Annotated in this window: 17 protein-coding genes; 11 read left to right on the forward strand and 6 right to left on the reverse strand. The window is 45.2% G+C overall.

All coding sequences use genetic code 11. The features are described from left to right. The first annotated feature begins 15 nt into the window (after positions 1 to 15). The 9 genes from FZC40_RS06225 to whiA all read left to right on the forward strand — a co-directional run bounded on the left by FZC40_RS06225 (position 16) and on the right by whiA (position 11,987). Positions 16 to 1,764: an NADH-dependent [FeFe] hydrogenase, group A6 gene (locus FZC40_RS06225; RefSeq protein ID WP_148603049.1), complete on the forward strand. Its 1,749-nt coding sequence runs from the start codon at positions 16 to 18 to the stop codon at positions 1,762 to 1,764. A gap of 551 nt (positions 1,765 to 2,315) precedes the next feature. Continuing rightward, on the forward strand, positions 2,316 to 4,529 hold the full coding sequence (gene recD2 / locus FZC40_RS06230) for an SF1B family DNA helicase RecD2 (RefSeq protein WP_148603050.1): 2,214 nt from the start codon (positions 2,316 to 2,318) through the stop codon (positions 4,527 to 4,529). Between the two features lie 366 nt (positions 4,530 to 4,895). Further along, positions 4,896 to 5,372: a transposase gene (locus FZC40_RS06235; RefSeq protein WP_148603051.1), complete on the forward strand. Its 477-nt coding sequence runs from the start codon at positions 4,896 to 4,898 to the stop codon at positions 5,370 to 5,372. 548 nt (positions 5,373 to 5,920) lie between these two features. Beyond that, positions 5,921 to 6,661 carry a ComF family protein gene (locus FZC40_RS06240; RefSeq protein WP_148603052.1) on the forward strand — a complete coding sequence of 247 codons (741 nt, stop codon included), beginning with the start codon at positions 5,921 to 5,923 and terminating at the stop codon, positions 6,659 to 6,661. Between the two features lie 131 nt (positions 6,662 to 6,792). Continuing rightward, complete coding sequence (gene murB / locus FZC40_RS06245) at positions 6,793 to 7,698, forward strand: UDP-N-acetylmuramate dehydrogenase (protein ID WP_148603053.1); 906 nt, start codon at positions 6,793 to 6,795, stop codon at positions 7,696 to 7,698. Between the two features lie 301 nt (positions 7,699 to 7,999). Beyond that, positions 8,000 to 8,731: a PHP domain-containing protein gene (locus FZC40_RS06250; protein ID WP_148603054.1), complete on the forward strand. Its 732-nt coding sequence runs from the start codon at positions 8,000 to 8,002 to the stop codon at positions 8,729 to 8,731. 176 nt (positions 8,732 to 8,907) lie between these two features. After that, positions 8,908 to 9,783, forward strand: a complete 876-nt coding sequence (rapZ, locus tag FZC40_RS06255; RefSeq protein WP_148603055.1) for an RNase adapter RapZ — start codon at positions 8,908 to 8,910, stop codon at positions 9,781 to 9,783. 25 nt (positions 9,784 to 9,808) lie between these two features. Further along, on the forward strand, positions 9,809 to 10,819 hold the full coding sequence (locus FZC40_RS06260; protein WP_148603056.1) for a gluconeogenesis factor YvcK family protein: 1,011 nt from the start codon (positions 9,809 to 9,811) through the stop codon (positions 10,817 to 10,819). Between the two features lie 88 nt (positions 10,820 to 10,907). After that, entirely contained in the window at positions 10,908 to 11,987 is a 1,080-nt protein-coding gene (gene whiA, locus FZC40_RS06265) for a DNA-binding protein WhiA (protein ID WP_186843740.1), read from the forward strand. A 161-nt stretch (positions 11,988 to 12,148) separates the two neighbouring features. Here whiA and FZC40_RS06270 read toward each other — a convergent pair whose 3' ends face one another. The 6 genes from FZC40_RS06270 to FZC40_RS17555 form a co-directional block, all read right to left on the reverse strand. After that, positions 12,149 to 12,727: a sigma-70 family RNA polymerase sigma factor gene (locus FZC40_RS06270; RefSeq protein WP_148603057.1), complete on the reverse strand. Its 579-nt coding sequence runs from the start codon at positions 12,725 to 12,727 to the stop codon at positions 12,149 to 12,151. 305 nt (positions 12,728 to 13,032) lie between these two features. Further along, complete coding sequence (locus FZC40_RS06275; protein WP_148603058.1) at positions 13,033 to 13,260, reverse strand: DUF2922 domain-containing protein; 228 nt, start codon at positions 13,258 to 13,260, stop codon at positions 13,033 to 13,035. Between the two features lie 203 nt (positions 13,261 to 13,463). After that, positions 13,464 to 13,688, reverse strand: coding sequence for a DUF1659 domain-containing protein (locus tag FZC40_RS06280; RefSeq protein ID WP_148603059.1), 225 nt, complete (start codon positions 13,686 to 13,688; stop codon positions 13,464 to 13,466). A 335-nt stretch (positions 13,689 to 14,023) separates the two neighbouring features. Further along, the gene (locus tag FZC40_RS06285; protein ID WP_148603060.1) at positions 14,024 to 14,584 is read right to left on the reverse strand and encodes a D-Ala-D-Ala carboxypeptidase family metallohydrolase; all 561 of its coding nucleotides are present in this window, start codon (positions 14,582 to 14,584) and stop codon (positions 14,024 to 14,026) included. 255 nt (positions 14,585 to 14,839) lie between these two features. Then, positions 14,840 to 15,244, reverse strand: a complete 405-nt coding sequence (locus tag FZC40_RS06290) for a phage holin family protein (RefSeq protein WP_148603061.1) — start codon at positions 15,242 to 15,244, stop codon at positions 14,840 to 14,842. A gap of 350 nt (positions 15,245 to 15,594) precedes the next feature. After that, entirely contained in the window at positions 15,595 to 16,653 is a 1,059-nt protein-coding gene (locus tag FZC40_RS17555; RefSeq protein WP_279233312.1) for a PocR ligand-binding domain-containing protein, read from the reverse strand. A 552-nt stretch (positions 16,654 to 17,205) separates the two neighbouring features. Between FZC40_RS17555 and FZC40_RS06300 the strand changes: the two genes are divergently transcribed. Both FZC40_RS06300 and FZC40_RS06305 read left to right on the forward strand, forming a co-directional pair. Further along, complete coding sequence (locus FZC40_RS06300) at positions 17,206 to 17,799, forward strand: RNA polymerase sigma factor (RefSeq protein ID WP_148603063.1); 594 nt, start codon at positions 17,206 to 17,208, stop codon at positions 17,797 to 17,799. A 125-nt stretch (positions 17,800 to 17,924) separates the two neighbouring features. Further along, positions 17,925 to 19,028 carry an anti-sigma-I factor RsgI family protein gene (locus FZC40_RS06305; protein ID WP_148603064.1) on the forward strand — a complete coding sequence of 368 codons (1,104 nt, stop codon included), beginning with the start codon at positions 17,925 to 17,927 and terminating at the stop codon, positions 19,026 to 19,028. Positions 19,029 to 19,060: the final 32 nt, after the last annotated feature.

Consider the following 19,060-nt stretch of genomic DNA (forward strand, 5'->3'; position numbering starts at 1 on the left):
GGGGTTATTGAGGAAATGAATGATATTACTTTTAAAATAAACGGTCAGGAAATAACTGTTCCAGAAGGAACAACCATATTAGAAGCAGCTCGATTGAAAGACATTGACATCCCAACACTTTGCTATTTAAAAGGCATAAATGAAATTGGTGCGTGTCGTATGTGTCTGGTTGAAATTGCCGGAGCAAAAGCATTGCAGGCAGCATGTGTTTATCCAGTTGCCAATGGGATTGAAGTTTTAACGAACTCACCAAAAGTGCAAAAAGCAAGAAAAGTTAACCTGTCATTAATTCTGTCGGATCATAACAGAGAATGTACGACTTGTGTACGTAGTGAAAACTGCGAACTTCAAGCATTGGCTAATGAACTTGATGTCCATGATATTCCTTTCCAGGGAGAAAAATCAGGTCATACAATTGATGATTTATCAACATCGATCATCAGAGATGAAACAAAATGTATTCTTTGCAAGCGTTGTGCTGCAGTGTGTACAAAAGTTCAGGCTGTTGGCGTACTTGGCGCCGTTGGTCGTGGATTTACTTCTCAAGTTCAACCAGTATTCGGAAGATCTTTAGCAGAAGTTGGCTGTATCAATTGTGGTCAATGTATCATCAATTGCCCAGTTGGCGCATTAAAAGAAAAATCAAACATCCAGGATGTTTGGGATGCCATCAATGATCCAACTAAAACGGTTATTGTTGAAACAGCACCAGCTGTTCGTGCCGCTTTAGGCGAAGAATTTGGATATCCAATGGGAACACCTGTTACCGGTAAAATGGCAGCAGCGTTAAGAAGACTGGGCTTTGATAAAGTATTCGATACCGATTTCGGCGCTGATGTTACCATCATGGAAGAAGGAACAGAACTCATTGGTCGTTTGACTAATGGCGGTGTTCTGCCAATGATCACATCCTGCTCACCAGGTTGGATTAAATACATTGAAACCTACTATCCAGAAGCAATTCCAAATCTGTCAAGCTGTAAATCACCACAGAACATGACCGGTGCATTATTAAAGAGTCATTATGCCGAAGCAAACAAGATTGATCCTAAAGACATGGTTGTTGTTTCCGTAATGCCTTGTACCGCTAAAAAATATGAAGTTCAACGTGAAGAATTAAATGTTGATGGAAATCAAGATGTTGATATTTCCATTACCACACGAGAATTAGCACGTATGATTAAATCATCTCGAATTATGTTCAACAGACTTCCTGATGAAGATTTTGACAGTTACTATGGTGATTCCACAGGTGCCGCTGTTATCTTCGGGGCTACCGGTGGTGTTATGGAAGCGGCAGTTAGAACTGTTGCCGATGTCCTGAACAAAAAAGACATCCAGGAAATCGATTATGTCGCAGTACGTGGCGTAGAAGGCATTAAAAAAGCAAGTGTTCAAGTAACACCAGACTTGACTGTTAATGTAATGATGGCACATGGCGGAAGCAATTTAAAAATAGTCATGGATCAATTAAAAGCCGGCGAATTAAAAGATGTTCATTTCATCGAATTAATGGCATGTCCAGGCGGTTGCGTAAACGGTGGCGGTCAGCCAATCGTTGCTGCAAAAGACAAAATGGATATTGATATTCGGGTCGAAAGAGCAAAAGCTCTGTACACCGAAGATGCTAACAAAACGATTCGTAAATCACATCAGAATCCATCCGTTATTCGTCTATACGAAGAATATTTAGAAGAACCAAACAGTCACAAAGCGCATCATATTCTTCATACCACCTATTCACAAAAGCCAAAATTGTACTAAGAACAGTTATAATATAAACTGTTTAATCGCTTAAACAAAAAAGGCCCAATAATGGGCCTTTTTTGCGTCGCAAAAATGATCCCAAAAACGATCCCATATATGACTAGTATCGTGAATTCTAATGCATTATCCCCGTAGGGGCGATCCTTGATCGCCCGCCAACCTCAGGCGCGCATTAAAAACTTTAAACTGAATGATGCCCCGCATTATCTTATATATGACTTGTATCTTGAATTTTAATGCATTATCTTGTAGGGGCGATCCGTGATCGCCCGCCAACCACAGGCGCGCATCAAAAACTTTAAACTGAATGATGCCCCGAATTATCTTATATATGACTAGTATCTTGAATTCTAATGCATTATCTTGTAGGGGCGATCCGTGATCGCCCGTTGGCGTTTGGCTTGGCACTGTCGTTCGATTTAACATTGACGTTGCGGGCGATTAGGAATCGCCCCTACAAAGCAAAATTGATTACTACCAAAAATAAGCATAATGACGGTATTTATGATATAATTAAAATATTAATTATCAACTAACAGGAGCGAACAATGGAAACCATTAAGGGAACGGTGGAGCACATCGTCTTTAGAAACAGCAGTAACGGCTACACCGTGGCCCATTTTGACATTGACGGAGATCTGGTTACTGTGGTCGGGAACTTCGACGAATTAAATCACGGCGAGTATCTAAAACTAACCGGCTACTGGACCGAACATAAAAATTATGGGGATCAATTTACCATGGAAACCTATGCCATGGAAATACCCACTTCCGCAGAAGGGATCACCCGGTATCTGGCATCGGGGATCCTGCCGGGCATTGGCGAAAAGACCGCCAAAGCCATTGTCGAACGCTTCGGCGAAGAAACCCTGGACATTCTGGACAACCATCCGGAGCGTCTCTCAGAAATAAAAGGGATCGGGAAGAAAACCCTGGAAGGCATCAAAGAAGGCTATTATGAGCAACGGGAAGTCAGGCAGATCATGATCCAAATCCAGGATTACGGAATATCGGCATCCTGGGCCATGAAGCTGTATAAGACCTATAAATCCGATACCATTTCGGTGCTGCTGAATAATCCCTATCAGATGATCGAGGACATCCGCGGAATTGGCTTTAAAATTGCCGACCAGATTGCCAGCCAGTTGGGATTTGAACGAAGCAGTCCGGGGCGGATCCTGGCCGGGATCAATTATTCACTAGGTGAATGCTATAACCGCGGGAATACCTTTATGACCGAAAACGAACTGATCAAAATCAGCTGCAAGATATTAGGAGTGGATGAAGACGAGGTTGTGAATCAACTGGGTGAACTTGTTCTGCTTGGTAGAATCATTCAGGAAGAAGTCAATGACCAGCGTGTTTATTATCCACGAAACCTCTATGAAGCTGAAGATAACGTGGCGCTGATTATGGCAAGAATCAGCCAGAGCAAGTATAAGATCCCCGATGTTAACATCGATAAAAAAATAGCAGAGTATGAAAAAGACATGTCAATCATACTGGACAATAAACAGCGCGAGGCGATTGCCGCGGCGGTAGAACATGGCGTCATCGTAATAACCGGCGGACCGGGTACCGGTAAGACCACGATAATTAACGGAATCGTCCGCATCTTCAAAGATCTGGGTCTGAAAACCGTTTTATCCGCGCCAACCGGCCGCGCCGCCAAACGCATCACGGAAACCACCGGTCATGAGGCAAAAACCATTCACCGCCTGCTGGAATATGAATACAGTGAAAATGACGACTTCCCAAGTTTCAGCAAAGACGAAAGCGATCCCCTCGAAGCGGATGCGATTATCGTGGATGAATCCTCAATGATTGATATCGTCCTGATGAACAGTTTGCTGATGGCCATTCAACCGGGAACCCGGTTAATCATGGTCGGCGATGCCGATCAGCTGCCGTCCGTTGGACCGGGCAATGTGCTGAAAGATATCATCGAAAGCGGCGCCATCAAAGTGTTAAGTCTGGAACGAATTTATCGCCAGTCCGAAGAAAGTATGATATCCGTCAATGCCTTTGAGATTAACCAGGGAAACATGCCGGATATCAACAATGATAGTGACTTCTTATTTTTAAATAAAAATGATGGCGATAAACTGCTGCGCGATATATTGAAAATTGTCACCGAAAACCTCCCCATCGCCAAAGGGTTTGACAGTATTCAGGATATTCAAGTCATCTCGCCCATGAAAAACGGTAAGGTCGGGGTGATCAATCTCAACAAAGAACTTCAGGCTGTACTGAACCCGGCCCGAGATAACTGTGCCCAGCGCGAATTTGGGACGGTTATTTATCGGGAAGGGGATAAGGTCATGCAGATTAAAAATAATTATCGTTTGAAATGGGAAGATACCATTGGTTTTGAACAGGGCGAAGGCATTTACAACGGCGATATCGGAACCCTGGAAGAAATCAGCGATCGGAATAAATCCTTCACGATCCTATTCAACGACGGGAAGCGGATCGTTTATGATTTTGATCAAATGGACGAGATTACTCATGCCTACGCTATGACCGTTCACAAAAGCCAGGGCAGTGAATTCCCGGTTGTCGTCATGCCCATTGTCGGCGGACCACCCTTGTTTCTCAATCGCAAACTGCTCTACACCGCCGTCACCCGGGCGAAAAAAATGCTTATTCTCATGGGTAACCAGTATGTTTTCCGACAAATGATCAAATCAGCCGAATCCCAGGACCGCCAGACCGCCCTCCGGGAACGCATTGTCAACTACCTCAACAACCCGATGCTGTAATACCGGCCACGTTGCAGGCGGATACTATCCGCCCCTACGGTATTATGCATAGCATATTTTCACCACCCCGTAGGGGCGATTCTCAATCGCCCGCAACGTCAATGCCAAACCGATCCTAAAACATTCACATCCACGCCAAGCATCATCTTGGACGCGCGATTAGTGATCGCCCAATCAACGCATGTGAAACATTAACGTCAACGGGCGGATACTATCCGCCCCTACAGGATAATGCATCGTATATTTTCACCACCCCGTAGGGGCGATTCTCAATCGCCCGCAACGTCAATCACCAATCCCATCCCAATAACTCCCAACGCTTATGATGGAATATAATTCGTCAAGAAATGAGAGAGATGAGAGATAATGGAACTTCAAAAAAGAAAACGGATTAGGCTGGAAAAATACAACTACACACAAAATGGTTACTATTTCATCACGATCTGCACAAAGGATCGAAAACAAGTGTTATGCGATAAAAATTGTATTTTAAAAGAAGAAGACAATTCATTTGTATTATCGGAAATAGGAGACGTAGTATTGATGTCTATTGGCAATATTGAAAAATCTTATAGTGGGGTTAATATTGAAAACTATGTCATTATGCCAAACCATATACACTTATTGATAAGTATCAATAAAAATGCCGAGACATCCATTTCAAAGATTATTCAACAGACAAAAGGATTGGTGACAAGAAAAGTGGGCTTTCCGGTCTGGCAGAAATCATTCTATGATCATGTAATTAGAAATGAAAACGATTATTACGAGATAGTCCGTTATATTCAGATGAATCCATTGAAATGGCAGAATGATCGATATTACCTTGTGGGAACAGAATAACTCACAAACAGCCGCTTGCTGGCGATCATGGATCGCCCCTACAGGTTAACGGGGATCGCCGTTACCGACAAATATGCAAAATACATAATATCCAATCAAATTGAACATCATTTTGTAGGGGCGATTCTCAATCGCCCGAACCGTTAGAAATTGAAGCGAACGCTTGCTGGCGATCATGGATCGCCCCTACAGGTTAACGGAGATCGCCGCTACCGACAAATATACAAAATACATAATATCCAATCAAATTGAACATCATCTCGTAGGGGCGATTCCCAATCGCCCGAACCGTTAGGAATTGAAGCGAACGCTTGCTGGCGATCATGGATCGCCCCTACAGGTTAGCGGGGATCGCCGCTACGGACAAATATACAAAATACATAATATCCAATCAAATTGAACATCATCTCGTAGGGGCGATTCCCAATCGCCCGAACCGTTAGGAATTGAAGCGAACGCTTGCTGGCGATCATGGATCGCCCCTACAGGTTAACGGAGATCGTCGCTACGGACAAATATACAAAATATTTAATTTTCAGGAGGTGACCATGGGAATCAAAGAATGGCTGATAACTTTTCTGGAAAACAACCTATTTCTAAAAAACGGAACCTGCCCCATCTGTGGCAAGGTTCTTTTTGTGACGGACAATTTTCTCTGCCGCCAATGCGATGAGGAACTTCCGAAAATAAACAATCCCACCTGCCAGCGGTGCGGACGGCCGATATTTAGATCCAACCGAAAATTATGTTCAATTTGTTCAAAACAAAACCTCCCTTTTGGTGGAGGGTATGCCTTCCTGCGTTATGAAGATTCAGGAAAAACCCTGGTCCATGCCATAAAATTCAAAGACCGGCCAAATCTCGGAATCTGGGTTGGCATCCGGATGGGAAAAGCCATCGCCCAGTGTGAATGGGGAAAAGAAATAGACATCATCATCCCGGTTCCGCTGCACCCTAATCGCCTGGAGGAAAGAGGCTACAATCAGAGCGAAAAAATAACCCAGGGCATTCGGACAGGATTGCTGCCGCTGTCTCCGGTCCTCGGTCCGCAATATTTAAGACGAATCCGGGACACCCCCCACCAGATGGGTCAGGGACGAGAACAGCGGCTTGTGAATCTAACCGGAGCATTCAGTGCTGAAAATATTGAAGAAATTCAGGGAAAAACAATTTTACTCGTGGATGATGTGCTCACCACCGGTGCCACTTTATCCGAAGCCGCCGCAACACTGCTGGAAGCCGGCGCAAAAAAAGTAGTGGTTGCCACTGTCTGTGCCGTGGCGGAGTAAAAAGATGCGGAAAATTAGATAAAAGATTCTTAAAAAGCCCATTTATGGGCCTTTTTTTATGGCGAATCTTAATAAATAATGTTATGATAAAACAGTATTAATTAAGACGAAGTAAGGATAAAAATAGAAATATGAAAATAATTTTGAATAAACTCAAAGCCGTGATGGCATCAGAATATATAAAACAAAATGAACCCATGAAAAATCACACCTCTTTTAAAGTAGGCGGACCGGCGGACCTGCTCTTGATACCTCAAACAAAAGAAGAACTGCAAAAAGTCCTGGCCATTTGCCGAGAATGCGGTAAGCCGTTTTACATTATGGGAAATGGCAGTAATCTGATTGTCCGAGACGGAGGCTTTCGGGGGATCATCATCAAGACTAAAGCACTTAACAAGGTGAGTGCAGAAGGCGAAATCATTCGTGCCGAAGCGGGAATCAGCCTCAAAGATTTAGCGGAGTTCGCCCTGGAAGAAAAAATGACCGGGTTGGAGTTTGCATCCGGGATTCCGGGAAGCCTGGGAGGAGCCGTCACGATGAATGCTGGTGCCTACGACGGCGAGATGAAAAACATCGTTCAGAGCATTGAAGTCCTGACCGAAGACGGCGTTTTTAAAACCCTGCCTGGCGAAGCATGCGAGTTTGGCTATCGCAGTTCGGTGCTCCAAAAACATCCATGGGTTTTAGTGAGTGTCAGTCTGCAATTAAAAAAAGGCGATTACCAGGCGATCAAAGATAAAATGCTGGATCTCAATACCAGAAGACAAACCAAACAGCCCCTGGAATACCCCAGTGCCGGCAGTACCTTCCGACGGCCCGAAGGCTATTTTGCCGGGAAACTGGTTCAGGATGCCGGCTTCAGAGGCCGATCGTTTGGTGGGGCCCAGGTGTCGGAAAAACACAGCGGTTTTGTCATCAATAAGGGCGATGCCACCGCCGATGACATACTGGCGCTCATCACCCTTATTCAGACAGGGGTGCATCAGAAATTCGGGGTTGATTTAAAAACCGAAGTCATCGTCATCGGCGAACCCTAATTATAGTGTATCAACTGTAGGGGCTGGCCTTGCCGGCCCGCAAACGTTAGAATAGAATACAAACGTCAACGGGCGATCATGGATCGCCCCTACAAGCCCTAAAAAGGCGTATGCAAATATAGGCCGCATGAACCCCCTAAAAAGGCGTATGCAAATATAGGCCGCATGAACCCCCTAAAAAGGCGTATGCAAATATAGGCCACACGAACCCCCAAAAAGCATATGCAAATAAAGGCAAATGAACCGAAAAAAAGATGTTTATAATAATGACATATTAAGCAATAACAGAATAAGGAAAAACATGAAAATAACACACGATATGCATACCCATACAACCTGGAGCCACGGAAAAAACACCATTGCAGAAATGGTGAAGCAGGGTCGGAAGATTGGTTTAAAAGCCATCACCATTTCCGACCATGGCCGAAGTCATCCGTTTTTTGGGGTGCGAAAAAAGAACTTTGCCAAAATGCGGGCTGAAATCGACGCGCTTAATAAAAAATACGACGATATTGAAATCTACCTGTCCGTGGAATCCAACATCATTGGTGCCAACGGGGATATTGATATTGGCGAAGAAGAGCGAATTTACTGCGACTGGATTTTAGCCGGATATCATTACGGTTACATTCCGGCCACGATCAAAGATATATTTCGCTTTTCGATTCCCAATTACGCCGCCCGGGTGCTGCCGTTTCTAAGAAAATATGTGATCGAGATGAATACCCGATCCTATATAAAAATGATCGAGCGTCGGGAAATTAAACTGATCACCCATCCTGGGGACAAAATGCCCATCGATATCGATGCCGTGGCGAAAGCCGCAGCGGCGAATGGCGTCATTTTAGAGATCAATCCCCGGCATGATCATTTAAGCGCCGAAGAAATTAAAATTGCCATGAAATATGAGGTCGATTTTGCTGTCAACAGCGACGCCCACACTATCCATGCCTTAGGCGATATGCGAGCCATCCCGGAAATGCTGGAAAAAGCCAACATTCCCCTAGACCGGATCATCAACATTGAAGCTTAGCAAGTCGCTGTAGAAGTAAGTCTGGAGACAATCGTAACATCAGTTGTCCGATCATGCAGCAGGCAACGATTTACCATTGTCTCCAGACGGGTTTCACAAAAAACGCAGATTAACAATTGTCTTGACCAGAAACGAACGGTTATCATCGATATAAGATTAGAAAAGAGGAGAAAGTCATGAAAATAATTATCATTACAGGTATGTCTGGAGCAGGAAAGTCCCAGGCGATTGAAATACTCGAGGATCTTGGATTCTTCTGTATCGACAACCTGCCTCCCCAGCTCATCGTGACTTTTATCAACCTCTGCCAGCAATCCGCCACCGGTATTGAAAATATTGCTCTGGTAACCGACATTCGGGGCGATGTGTTTTCATCGCGAGAAGACTCGCCCCTTTCCGCTTACAAAGAGCTGAAAAACGAAGCGGAGCTTTTCTTTTTGGATGCCCGAAACGAGGTGCTGGTATCCCGGTATCAGGAAACCCGACGAAATCATCCGTTAGCGGGCCGTTCCGGCAATTTGCTGGAAGCCATTCAAAAGGAAAGAAAAACGTTGGAATCGTTGCGGGAAATTGCCGACGAAGTGATTGACACCTCCGATATAAAAGTTGGTGAACTCAAAGGGAAACTCCGCGCACTCATAAAAAAGGGCGAAGAAAACACCATGCCAAGAGTCAATATTTATTCCTTTGGATATAAGTATGCCAGCCCTATGGGGGCAGATTATGTTTTTGATGTCCGCTTCCTGCCCAATCCCTTTTATAAACTAGAGCTGAGAGAGTTATCAGGCGAAGATCAGGATGTCAGAGACTATGTCATGTCTTTTCCGGAAGCAAAAATATTTTATGACAAATTATTAGATTTGCTGGAGTTTGTCATTCCCCAATTTACAAAAGTTTCGAAAAATACTGTCGAAATTGCTATTGGCTGCACCGGCGGCCAGCATCGATCGGTAACTTATGCGTATCTGTTGGATGCCGCCCTTAAAGAAAAAGGTTACGAAACCAGTCTCAACCATCGGGACATCAAAAGAAATAAACAGGAAAATTTATAATGAATAATATAAAGGAAGTGATTCAATGGATATGAAAGAATATATCAGAGAGTTTACCCTGAAAGATATAGTAAAAGTGAGAAATCCGAGAGTTGTCGCCATTGGCGGCGGGACCGGCTTATCCGTGATCCTCAGGGGATTGAAAAAATATACCGACAAGCTGACGGCCATCGTTACTGTTGGGGATGATGGCGGCGGTTCAGGCATGCTCAGGGAAAATCTGGGGATTCTGCCCCCCGGCGATATCCGCAGCTGTATTCTAGCCCTGGCCGATGATGAAAATGTCATGCAGGAACTGTTTAACTACCGCTTTGAAGGCGGAAGCATGGAGGGGCAGAGCTTTGGCAACCTGTTCCTGGCGGCGATGAATGGTATCAGCAACGATTTTTACGATGCCGTGCGACGAACATCAGATGTGCTTCAAATAAAAGGCGAAGTACTGCCGGTCACCCTATCGGAAATGGTTTTGATGGCATCGCTGGAAAACGGTGAGATCATTGAAGGGGAGTCCGCTATTCCAGCGGCCGTGTTGGAGCAAAATAGCGGCGTTGTGCAGCTTTTTTTAAAGAATCAGGAAACGCGCCCCCTGCCGGAAACCATTGAAGCCATCCGCAATGCGGATTTGATCATCATCGGACCCGGAAGTCTTTACACCAGCATCATTCCCAACCTGCTGATTAAAGATGTGGCGCGAACGATTTTTGACAGCCGGGCCAAGCGTTTTTATATCGGCAACATCATGACCCAGCCGGGGGAAACCAGCGGTTACACCCAGGAAGACCATATCCGGGCCATCGAAGCCCACATGGATCAGAATGAAGGACATCTTTTCGATTATGTGGTGGCCAATAAAGGCACACTGCCCAGAAGTATCGAAGAAAAATACAATAAATACGATGCCAATGTTGTCCAAATGGGAAACCCCATAAATGGCTATGAATATATTCTCGATGACTATGTGACGATGGAAAATGGCTATGTCCGTCATGATGCCGATTTACTGGCAAAACGAATTTTTGAAACCTATATAAGATAACGTTAGGCACGATGCTTTTCGGGCGATTGGGAATCGCCCCTACGGTATTATGCCAGACGTTGTCTCAAGAATTCCGTAGGGGCGATCCATGATCGCCCGAAAAGTCGATGATTCAAACAAATGTCCACAGACGATTGGAAACAGTTTTTACGAAAGAAATGGTGAACCAGTGACATTTTCAGCGATTTTAAAAAAAGATATTTCCAAGCTCCCATTCGGTTCCAAAGCCTCCCGGCAAGCTGAATTGTCGGGGATCATCGGAGCCGTCGCAACCATTATCGTGGATGCGGCGGGTGACATGAGCATCAGCATAAAAACCGAAAACCCCTCGGTTGCCGCCCGCACGTACCAGCTCATCAAAGGGTTGTTTCAAACAAAACCGAAAATCAAGATCGAGAAAACAAAAAAATTTAAAGAACATCGTGCTTACAATGTCCTCATTGAAGATCCGAAGATGGCGAAAAGAATACTTGGCGACTGTGAAATTTTGAGCTTCAACAATCTGGGTCAGGCTTTTTTTGCCAATCAGATACCGGAAAAGTTCAAAAAACAGGCCACGCAGACAAAAGCATATATCCGCGGGGCTTTTTTAGGATGCGGTTCCGTGTCCAACCCGGAAAAAACTTATCATCTTGAACTGGTGGGAAAGAAAACCGCGATTCAAAGTAAAACGAACGACCGCAGTCTAACCGGAAATATCGAGCAGTGCGCCTTGTTGGAAAGCATTAAAGAAATATTGAATGATTTTGGAATTAAATCCAATCTTATTCACCGAAAAGCGCACTGGGTGCTGTACCTAAAAGAAGGGGGCAGCGTTGCCGATTTTCTCAATGTGATCGGCGCTCACCGCGGGCTGCTGGAAATGGAGAATATCCGGATCATCAAAGAAATGCGGAATGATGTGAATCGCCAGGTTAACTGTGAAACCGCCAACCTGAATAAAACCGTCATCGCCGCCTACGATCAGGTGGCCGCCATTTTAGTCATCAAAGAGAAGATTGGGTTGAGAAATCTGCCCCAAAACCTCTATGATATCGCCGAATTGCGATTAAACTATCCGGATGCCAGCATCAAAGAACTAGGAGAACGATTAGACCCTCCCGTCGGCAAATCCGGCGTTTATCATCGGCTCAAAAAACTGAGCCAAATTGCCGAAGATTTAAAATAGTAATAAGGCAAAAATCCCATAACGCATAAACCGATTGGATTCATCCCCCGTAATGCATTATCTCGTAGGGGCAATCCATGATCGCCCGAAACGTCGATGATAGGCACCGACGTCCCCGGGCGATCTACATTTTTGGACGCTATACCGCATCGCCCGAAACGTTAGTTCACCAGATCCATCCCAAAGTAGGTGCGCAGATCCTGAATTGCGCGCCGATGGAGTTTTACCAGGCTGTTGGAGCTCACCCCGATGCTCTGGGCAATATCTTTGATACTCCGATTTTTAAAATAATGTTCCTCGATAATCCAACGCTGCCTTTCCCTAAGCTGAGGCAGATAAAGCAGCAGCGCCGATAAATCTTCATGATGAAGGTAGTCCCCTTCAATATCCGCATTCTTATCCATTAAAGTATCCAATAAAGATGATGTCTCATTTTTACAGGGGGCATCCAAAGAAGTTGAGTTTTTGTGAGACTTGGCGACATCAACAAAATAATAAAACAATTCCTTTTTTAGATAACCGGAAAAAGGCACCCCCAGAGCTTCATCGTAGGTATCAACCGAGTTGAGTATCACAATCGCTCCTTCACTTAAATAATCATCAAGGGCATCCTGTTCATAAACATAACGACGAATCAACGAGAGAACTAAAGGCCGAAAACCTTCAATCAAAGCCAACTGGCACTTCGGTTCCTTTTTCCGGGCACCGCGTACCAAAGAAATTATTTCATTGTTTTCCATTTTTCACCTCTTTCAATCAAATAGAACAGATGTTCTATTTGCATTATATATTATTTGTAATCGAAATACAATCATTTTCTTAATATCGATAATGAAAAAGAGCCAGTGTAAACACCGGCTCAAATATAACGATAAATTATAAAGTAAGTGTCTTGCGATAATGGTAACATCAGTTGTGACCAAGGGGTCAGACCCTTTGCATCATGGCGAACAGGCGATAGCCTGTCCGATCATGCAGCAAACTACGATTTACTATTGTCACAAGACACGATTTTGTCGGGAATCGGGAGTCCGATTCCAATTACTTAAACTGCAGACATTGCAAAATCCTGAGTCGTAGTGCTGATTAGCTTTCCGCTGACTTTGGACTTAAAGTCGGAGTCTTCTGCAGCAAAGATATTTTTAGCAAGGATCAAATCCATTGCTGCATTCATTTCAGCCGGGGTCACAGCCGCATCAGCATCCGCTACGGAAAGGGTAGAATTTTTACCATCCCCACGTTTGAATACCATCGTTGCTTTAATTTCTGGCATGAGCGTTCACCTCCTTTCGCATAGATTTCTCATCTGGATAATTGCGAAACAGTCGGGAACTTCGCTGCCAGTTTACGCGAAACTATTTTTACACTGTACAGCGGACAGTCTATCAACTGTTCGCCTACACGTTACAAAATAGTTTGTGAAACTGACATCAAAGTAATCATTGTTCGCAATTGCCGAATTGAGTTTGGTGGTGTTTAGACACCCGGAATCAATAGGGTACTTTCAATTTTGACAACTTCTTCCAGGGTGGGCGCCTGCAGTGTTGCAAGAGCGGCAGCCACGGCGTAGATGTCATCATTTCCGGCAGATGCTTTCAGATTAGAATAAGTCTTTGACTTAATCACATCTTTGCCATTCACTAGCCCGTAGTTGGAACGGATCTGGATTTTGTTGCTGAGAAAATCGGTTGTTACTGGCATTGTGTGGTCCTCCTTTCTTCAGGCCTTAGCGATACTGCCGTAAGCTTAGCTGCCGGTTTACGCGAACCAATCTGTACACTGTACGGCGGACCGTCTATCGACTGTTCGCCTACACGTTACCAGATTGGTTGCGAAACCGACATCAAAACAACTTCTGTTCGTGGCTTTAAAGTTTCGCAACTTCCTGTGTATACTCTATAAATGGAAGAAACCGGAAAAAGGTGCCAAAAAGAAATAAGAACTCGTTGTGGCGATTCTCAATCGCCCGAGGACATTTGTTTGAAAGATTGACGTTTCGGGCGATCATCATGGATCGCCCCTACAGAATCGCCCGCTTAAATCTCCAGATGACAAAACCCTTGATTCTCATAAATGATCACACCCAGTCCCTGGTCTTCGGCGGCTGCCGCCAGTTCATGGACAGACCGGTCCGGAGCGTAGCAGTCAACGGCCGCCCCGACAAGATGTCGGGAATTCGGAATACCGCCCACTTCCTCATTCCGGATCGGACAACGGACTCCCGACGTGACGATGATCGGGGTGTCGAGCACCTGATGCACGTTTTCCAGACGGCGAAGCAGTTCGGGGTTCATTTCCGCCGGAAAGCCGTTGCAGTAACGGCCCTCACAACAGCATTTAAAGGCCTGCCGGTTGAAATGTGGGGTGAGCTGTTGGTCATCTAACGGCATATCGGCGGGGTTTTCTGGTTCTGCCGCGATGTCATTTTGAAACAGGGCGGTATGGGTCAGCGGGCCTACCAGTCCGTCTGGCTCCAGACCATGATCGGTCTGAAACGTCTTAATGGCATTCTGTGTCAGCGGCCCATCGATGCCGTCGATGGCCCCCGGTGAGTACCCTGCTTTTTCCAGAGCCTCCTGAATTAGTTTCAGATACATATTATTTTCCTCCTCATTTAGAAAGTGCGGTGAGCTTTGCTGCTGGTTTACGCGAATCAATTCGTACACTGCACGTTGAACAGTCTAATGACTATTCGCCTACACGTTACCGAATTGATTGTGAAACCAACATCAAACAAACTGCTAACGGGCGATCATGGATCGCCCCTACGGGTTAAAGCATGGTATAAACACCGTAGGGGCGATTCTCAATCGCCCGAAAACGTTAATTGTCGGTATGATTCGCCGACCGTCTTATTTTTCCTCCTTTTCGGACAACTGCGCCAAAACCGCCTTAAGTTTAGCGGGAATGGGAAAACCCAGACGGGCACAGTTTTCCAGAATGCTGATGCCTTCATTGGCGGTGTAAAAGAAAATCACGGCTGTGCGCATGGCGCCGCCACCCCCTAACAGGTTTTGATCCAGCAGATGGCCTAATGCCACCATCATCAGGATCAGGATTTTCTTGAGAATACCAACGAAGCCAATTTCACTGGAGACCTGCCTTTGAGCAATGGCGGTCATAACGCCGGTTAGGTAATCAATCAGGATAAAGCCCAGCAGGGTATAAACAGCCCCGTCGAAGCCCCCCAGAAGAAAACCGAGAACCGAGCCAATGACGGCAGCGGCGCCGGGCAGGGTGTTTAAAATTGTTTTCATTTCACGTCAGAAACCTCCTTTCATAAGATTTGCTACCTTCGATCATTGTTCATTGTTTATGATTTTCGCAATGATCGAAAGCTACCCTTATTAAATAGAAGCAAAAAAAAAAGATGCCAAAAAAAAGACCATTCAATTAAGAATGGTCCAAGCAATCATGATGCAAAAAGGGGCATACCCCGACGGTTTTTTGCATACCCCGACGGGGTTTGAACAAAAAACAATGTAGGGGCGATTCTCAATCGCCCGAAAAGGTTAATTATCGAACAAACGTTGGCGGGCGATCATGGATCGCCCCTACGGGGAAAAATCCAGCGCGAAACATCACGGGGGGTTAAACAAAAACCGTTTTAGTAAACGCTGCTCTTAAGCGTGTTGATCTCGGTCTTTAATTTATCGGCAATGCTGTTTAGCAACTGCAATTTTTCATTGACTTCTTCCATCGACTTCTGATGCTCGCCGATGATTTTGTAGGATTTCGCTGCCTGCGATTCGACATGGTTCATGCTGGCCGTAATGCTGTCCAGAATGTTTTCGATTTTTCGCGCGGAATCCTGGCTCTGTACGGCCAGCTTGCGGACTTCATCGGCAACCACGTTGAAACCGCGGCCGAATTCACCGGCTCGGGTCGCTTCAATCGCCGCATTAAGGCCCAGTAGATTCGTCTGGGTGGCAATGTCCCGGATGAATTTAAGGATGGAATCCGTTTCCTTGACCTTGTTTTTAGAAATAGTGGAAGATTCCAGCAGTTCATCCGATACTTTGATCAGAGAGCCGATTTGGTCAGAAAAGCCATTGATGAACTCGCTGATGGAACGGATATTCTCAAACACGTTTTGGGAGATCATCTCAAAATTTTCAGTTTCTTCTGCCAGCACTCGGTTGTGATGTCCCATCTCAGAGATGGAATTGGCAAAAACGTAAAGCATCTCCGCAGCGGCATCGATTTTTTCTCTCGGTACAATGGATACTTTTCTGACGGCATTGATGTAGTCGTCTTCATCTATCCCTAACTCACGGGCAACTTTTCTGAAATGTTCTTCGTCCGGTGGCGCTTCAAGACACTGACCACCTAACATAGCACCGATTTCAACGCCGTCGATGACAATCGGAGCGGCAAAATCAACCAACCCGGCATGACATGAATAAACAGCCGGTCGTCCGGTGTTGGCGGCTTTTTTTCCACCCTCGATATCGCATTTGACACAGCGTTTGTTTCCTTCCGTAGAAGAACCCCGGGTGTATTTCATACAAAAATCTGTAAAATGGCTTGGCTGTGTGATTTCGCCTTTCACGTTATCAACGGAGATCGTGGCCATACCAGTTGCTGCCGAAAAAGCGTCCTGAAATTTCTGTAATACATTGACATCAAGAAGTTCATCTACCGAATACTCTACTTTTTTTCCCATGTTATCCTCCATTAATTAACGATCTGGAACGACAAGAATTAAAATTAAAACACATGATGCAGAATTATAATGTTGTAATGATTAAAAATTGCAGTCGTTTCGCATTTAAATAGTTATTAAAATGTTTCTTTACTGATTGTATCACGCCTATATATGATTGTCACCAAGAAACCTTTGTGCCAAAAGTATAAAAATTAGCAGGGTGAAATTAATACAAAAATGATGTATAATGGATATCGACGAATTATTAAAAAACATTATACTTATTAATAAAATTATTAATAATTCCGTAGGGGCAAGTATCAACATATAATATAACGGAAACCCTGTAGGGGCGATTATCAACATATAATACAACGGAAACCCCGTAGGGGCGATTCTCAATCGCCCGAAACGTTGATTGTTACAATATACGTCCACGGGCGATCATGGATCGCCCCTACGGGTATGTGTAAAAGAATATATGGATTAACCCCGAATTAAAATTAATTATTTGCATTGCAATAAAACGTGACGGTGAAACGTTACTATAATATGGAGGAGTAATACTTAATGATATTATTTTTGAGTATGGTAGTGCCCCAGGGCTTAGAAACTGAGCAGCAGAAAAAATTAAATATTGACGAAGAGCTGTTCATTAGAATAGCAGAAGATGACATAGCTGCATTCGAGGAGCTTTACCGTCTCACCGAGCGAACCCTCTATGCGTTTGTGCTGTCGATTATAAAAAATCATGACGATGCCCTTGATGTGGTCCAGGATACTTATCTGAAAATTCGCGCCGCGGCCCATCTGTACAAACCGATGGGGAAGCCGATGGCCTGGGTTTTCACGATCGCCCGGAATCTGTCAATCAGTAAAATAAGATTTAAGAAAAAAAACGATAGCGTTCCGGTGGAAGATCTGGAAAACGATCTTTCATTTTCATATGTCACAGACAGCGGCGACAAACTGGTGCTGCAGGCAGCTTTTAAAATACTGAACGACCAGGAAAGAGAAATTATCCTGCTTCATGCCATTTCGGGTTTTTCCCATCGTGAAATAGCGGAAAGCCTGGACGTGCCAATTTCCACCGTCTTGTCAAAATATCATCGGGGATTGAAAAAACTGAAAAAATATCTTACCGAAAAGGAGGTGTTAGTGTGAAACCAATTAATATCGAAAAATCCCTCAACCGAGCAATCAGCCAGGCGCCAATCCTGGATTTTGAAAAACTGGCAGCCATGCCCGTGGTTAAAATGACCGAGCACGACTACATCACCAAACAGGCGGTGAAGAAAAAGCCGAAGTACTGCCGACAATTTTCCACCGTCTTTGCCTGTTGCATTCTGGCGGTGGTCTGTTATTCCGGCTGGTATGTGCAGTTTAAAATGCCCGACAGCATCGTGGCCCTGGATGTTAATCCGAGCATCGAAATCGTGACCAACAAACACAATCAGGTGCTGTCGGTCAAGGCCCTGAACGAGGATGCCCAACGAGTCATCAATGGTCAGAATTTTGATCAGGCCGATTTGGAAGACTCCGTTGATACCCTGGTCTCTGCCATGATCAGTCATGGGTATCTCAATACCGATCGGAATGTCGTTCTGGTGTCGGTCAAGAATAACGACACCGATAAGGCCGACGATCTGGCGGTATCCGTGGATCAGGTGATTATGGACAGTGCCTCTTCACAGAATATTGAGCCCACTGTTTTAAGACAGACATTGACCGAAGCGGACGAGCAAACATCAGCCCTGGCAGATCAGTACAACGTTTCAACCGGAAAAATCAAGATGATTCAGGAGATCGCATCGTCAGATGACAGTTTATCCGTCGATAAGCTGGCGGCCATGTCGGTCACTGAGCTGTTACAGGTGTCCAAAGATAAAGCCGTTGACCTGAACAAGATCATTAAGTTTGACAATGGTGCTTCGAGTGAAGACACGCGAGTCGCCGGGCAGACAAGCACCGGCAATGCGACAACCACATCCGCTCAGACCGTGACGGGAACGACTGATGCAGCAATGGTCAAGGCAACGGGAACAGAGACCACCGGCAGTACCGTCGTCAATCCAACCGAGACGGTAACCACCGGCACGACGGCGGCGACACCACCGGTTACGCCGGCGGCCAAAGAAGAACCAACCGTCGCTCCGCCGACAACCGAGAATACCGGCAGTGCGACGACCAATGAATCCGATGTCAGCGACACCGGCAAGACCACTCCGGCCCCAACCGACACCGGCGCGACCGGGAATGCCACAGCCAATGAAGCGGATACCAGCGATACCGGCAAATCAGCAACGAACCAATCGGATCCGGGAACTACCGTTGTCAGTCAACCGAATACCGGAACAGCGGTAGTTAATCCAACGGCTGTTGTTAATCCATAAACCCGCTTAACCGATTTTGTTAAGAACAGAAT

Source organism: Acetobacterium tundrae (genome assembly GCF_008086615.1).
GTDB lineage: Bacteria > Bacillota > Clostridia > Eubacteriales > Eubacteriaceae > Acetobacterium > Acetobacterium tundrae.

What these genes read in the sequence shown, in the direction of transcription:
- murB (WP_148603053.1), top strand. Translation starts at nt 6,793, where the DNA reads ATGAAAATAATTTTGAATAAACTCAAAGCCGTGATGGCATCAGAATAT.
- FZC40_RS06285 (WP_148603060.1), bottom strand. Translation starts at nt 14,584, where the DNA reads ATGTATCTGAAACTAATTCAGGAGGCTCTGGAAAAAGCAGGGTACTCA.
- FZC40_RS06225 (WP_148603049.1), top strand. Translation starts at nt 16, where the DNA reads ATGAATGATATTACTTTTAAAATAAACGGTCAGGAAATAACTGTTCCA.
- FZC40_RS06290 (WP_148603061.1), bottom strand. Translation starts at nt 15,244, where the DNA reads ATGAAAACAATTTTAAACACCCTGCCCGGCGCCGCTGCCGTCATTGGC.
- FZC40_RS06300 (WP_148603063.1), top strand. Translation starts at nt 17,206, where the DNA reads ATGATATTATTTTTGAGTATGGTAGTGCCCCAGGGCTTAGAAACTGAG.
- FZC40_RS06250 (WP_148603054.1), top strand. Translation starts at nt 8,000, where the DNA reads ATGAAAATAACACACGATATGCATACCCATACAACCTGGAGCCACGGA.
- FZC40_RS06240 (WP_148603052.1), top strand. Translation starts at nt 5,921, where the DNA reads ATGGGAATCAAAGAATGGCTGATAACTTTTCTGGAAAACAACCTATTT.
- rapZ (WP_148603055.1), top strand. Translation starts at nt 8,908, where the DNA reads ATGAAAATAATTATCATTACAGGTATGTCTGGAGCAGGAAAGTCCCAG.
- recD2 (WP_148603050.1), top strand. Translation starts at nt 2,316, where the DNA reads ATGGAAACCATTAAGGGAACGGTGGAGCACATCGTCTTTAGAAACAGC.
- FZC40_RS06235 (WP_148603051.1), top strand. Translation starts at nt 4,896, where the DNA reads ATGGAACTTCAAAAAAGAAAACGGATTAGGCTGGAAAAATACAACTAC.
- FZC40_RS06260 (WP_148603056.1), top strand. Translation starts at nt 9,809, where the DNA reads ATGGATATGAAAGAATATATCAGAGAGTTTACCCTGAAAGATATAGTA.
- FZC40_RS06280 (WP_148603059.1), bottom strand. Translation starts at nt 13,688, where the DNA reads ATGCCAGTAACAACCGATTTTCTCAGCAACAAAATCCAGATCCGTTCC.
- FZC40_RS06270 (WP_148603057.1), bottom strand. Translation starts at nt 12,727, where the DNA reads ATGGAAAACAATGAAATAATTTCTTTGGTACGCGGTGCCCGGAAAAAG.
- FZC40_RS06275 (WP_148603058.1), bottom strand. Translation starts at nt 13,260, where the DNA reads ATGCCAGAAATTAAAGCAACGATGGTATTCAAACGTGGGGATGGTAAA.
- whiA (WP_186843740.1), top strand. Translation starts at nt 10,908, where the DNA reads ATGATCGCCCGAAAAGTCGATGATTCAAACAAATGTCCACAGACGATT.
- FZC40_RS17555 (WP_279233312.1), bottom strand. Translation starts at nt 16,653, where the DNA reads ATGGGAAAAAAAGTAGAGTATTCGGTAGATGAACTTCTTGATGTCAAT.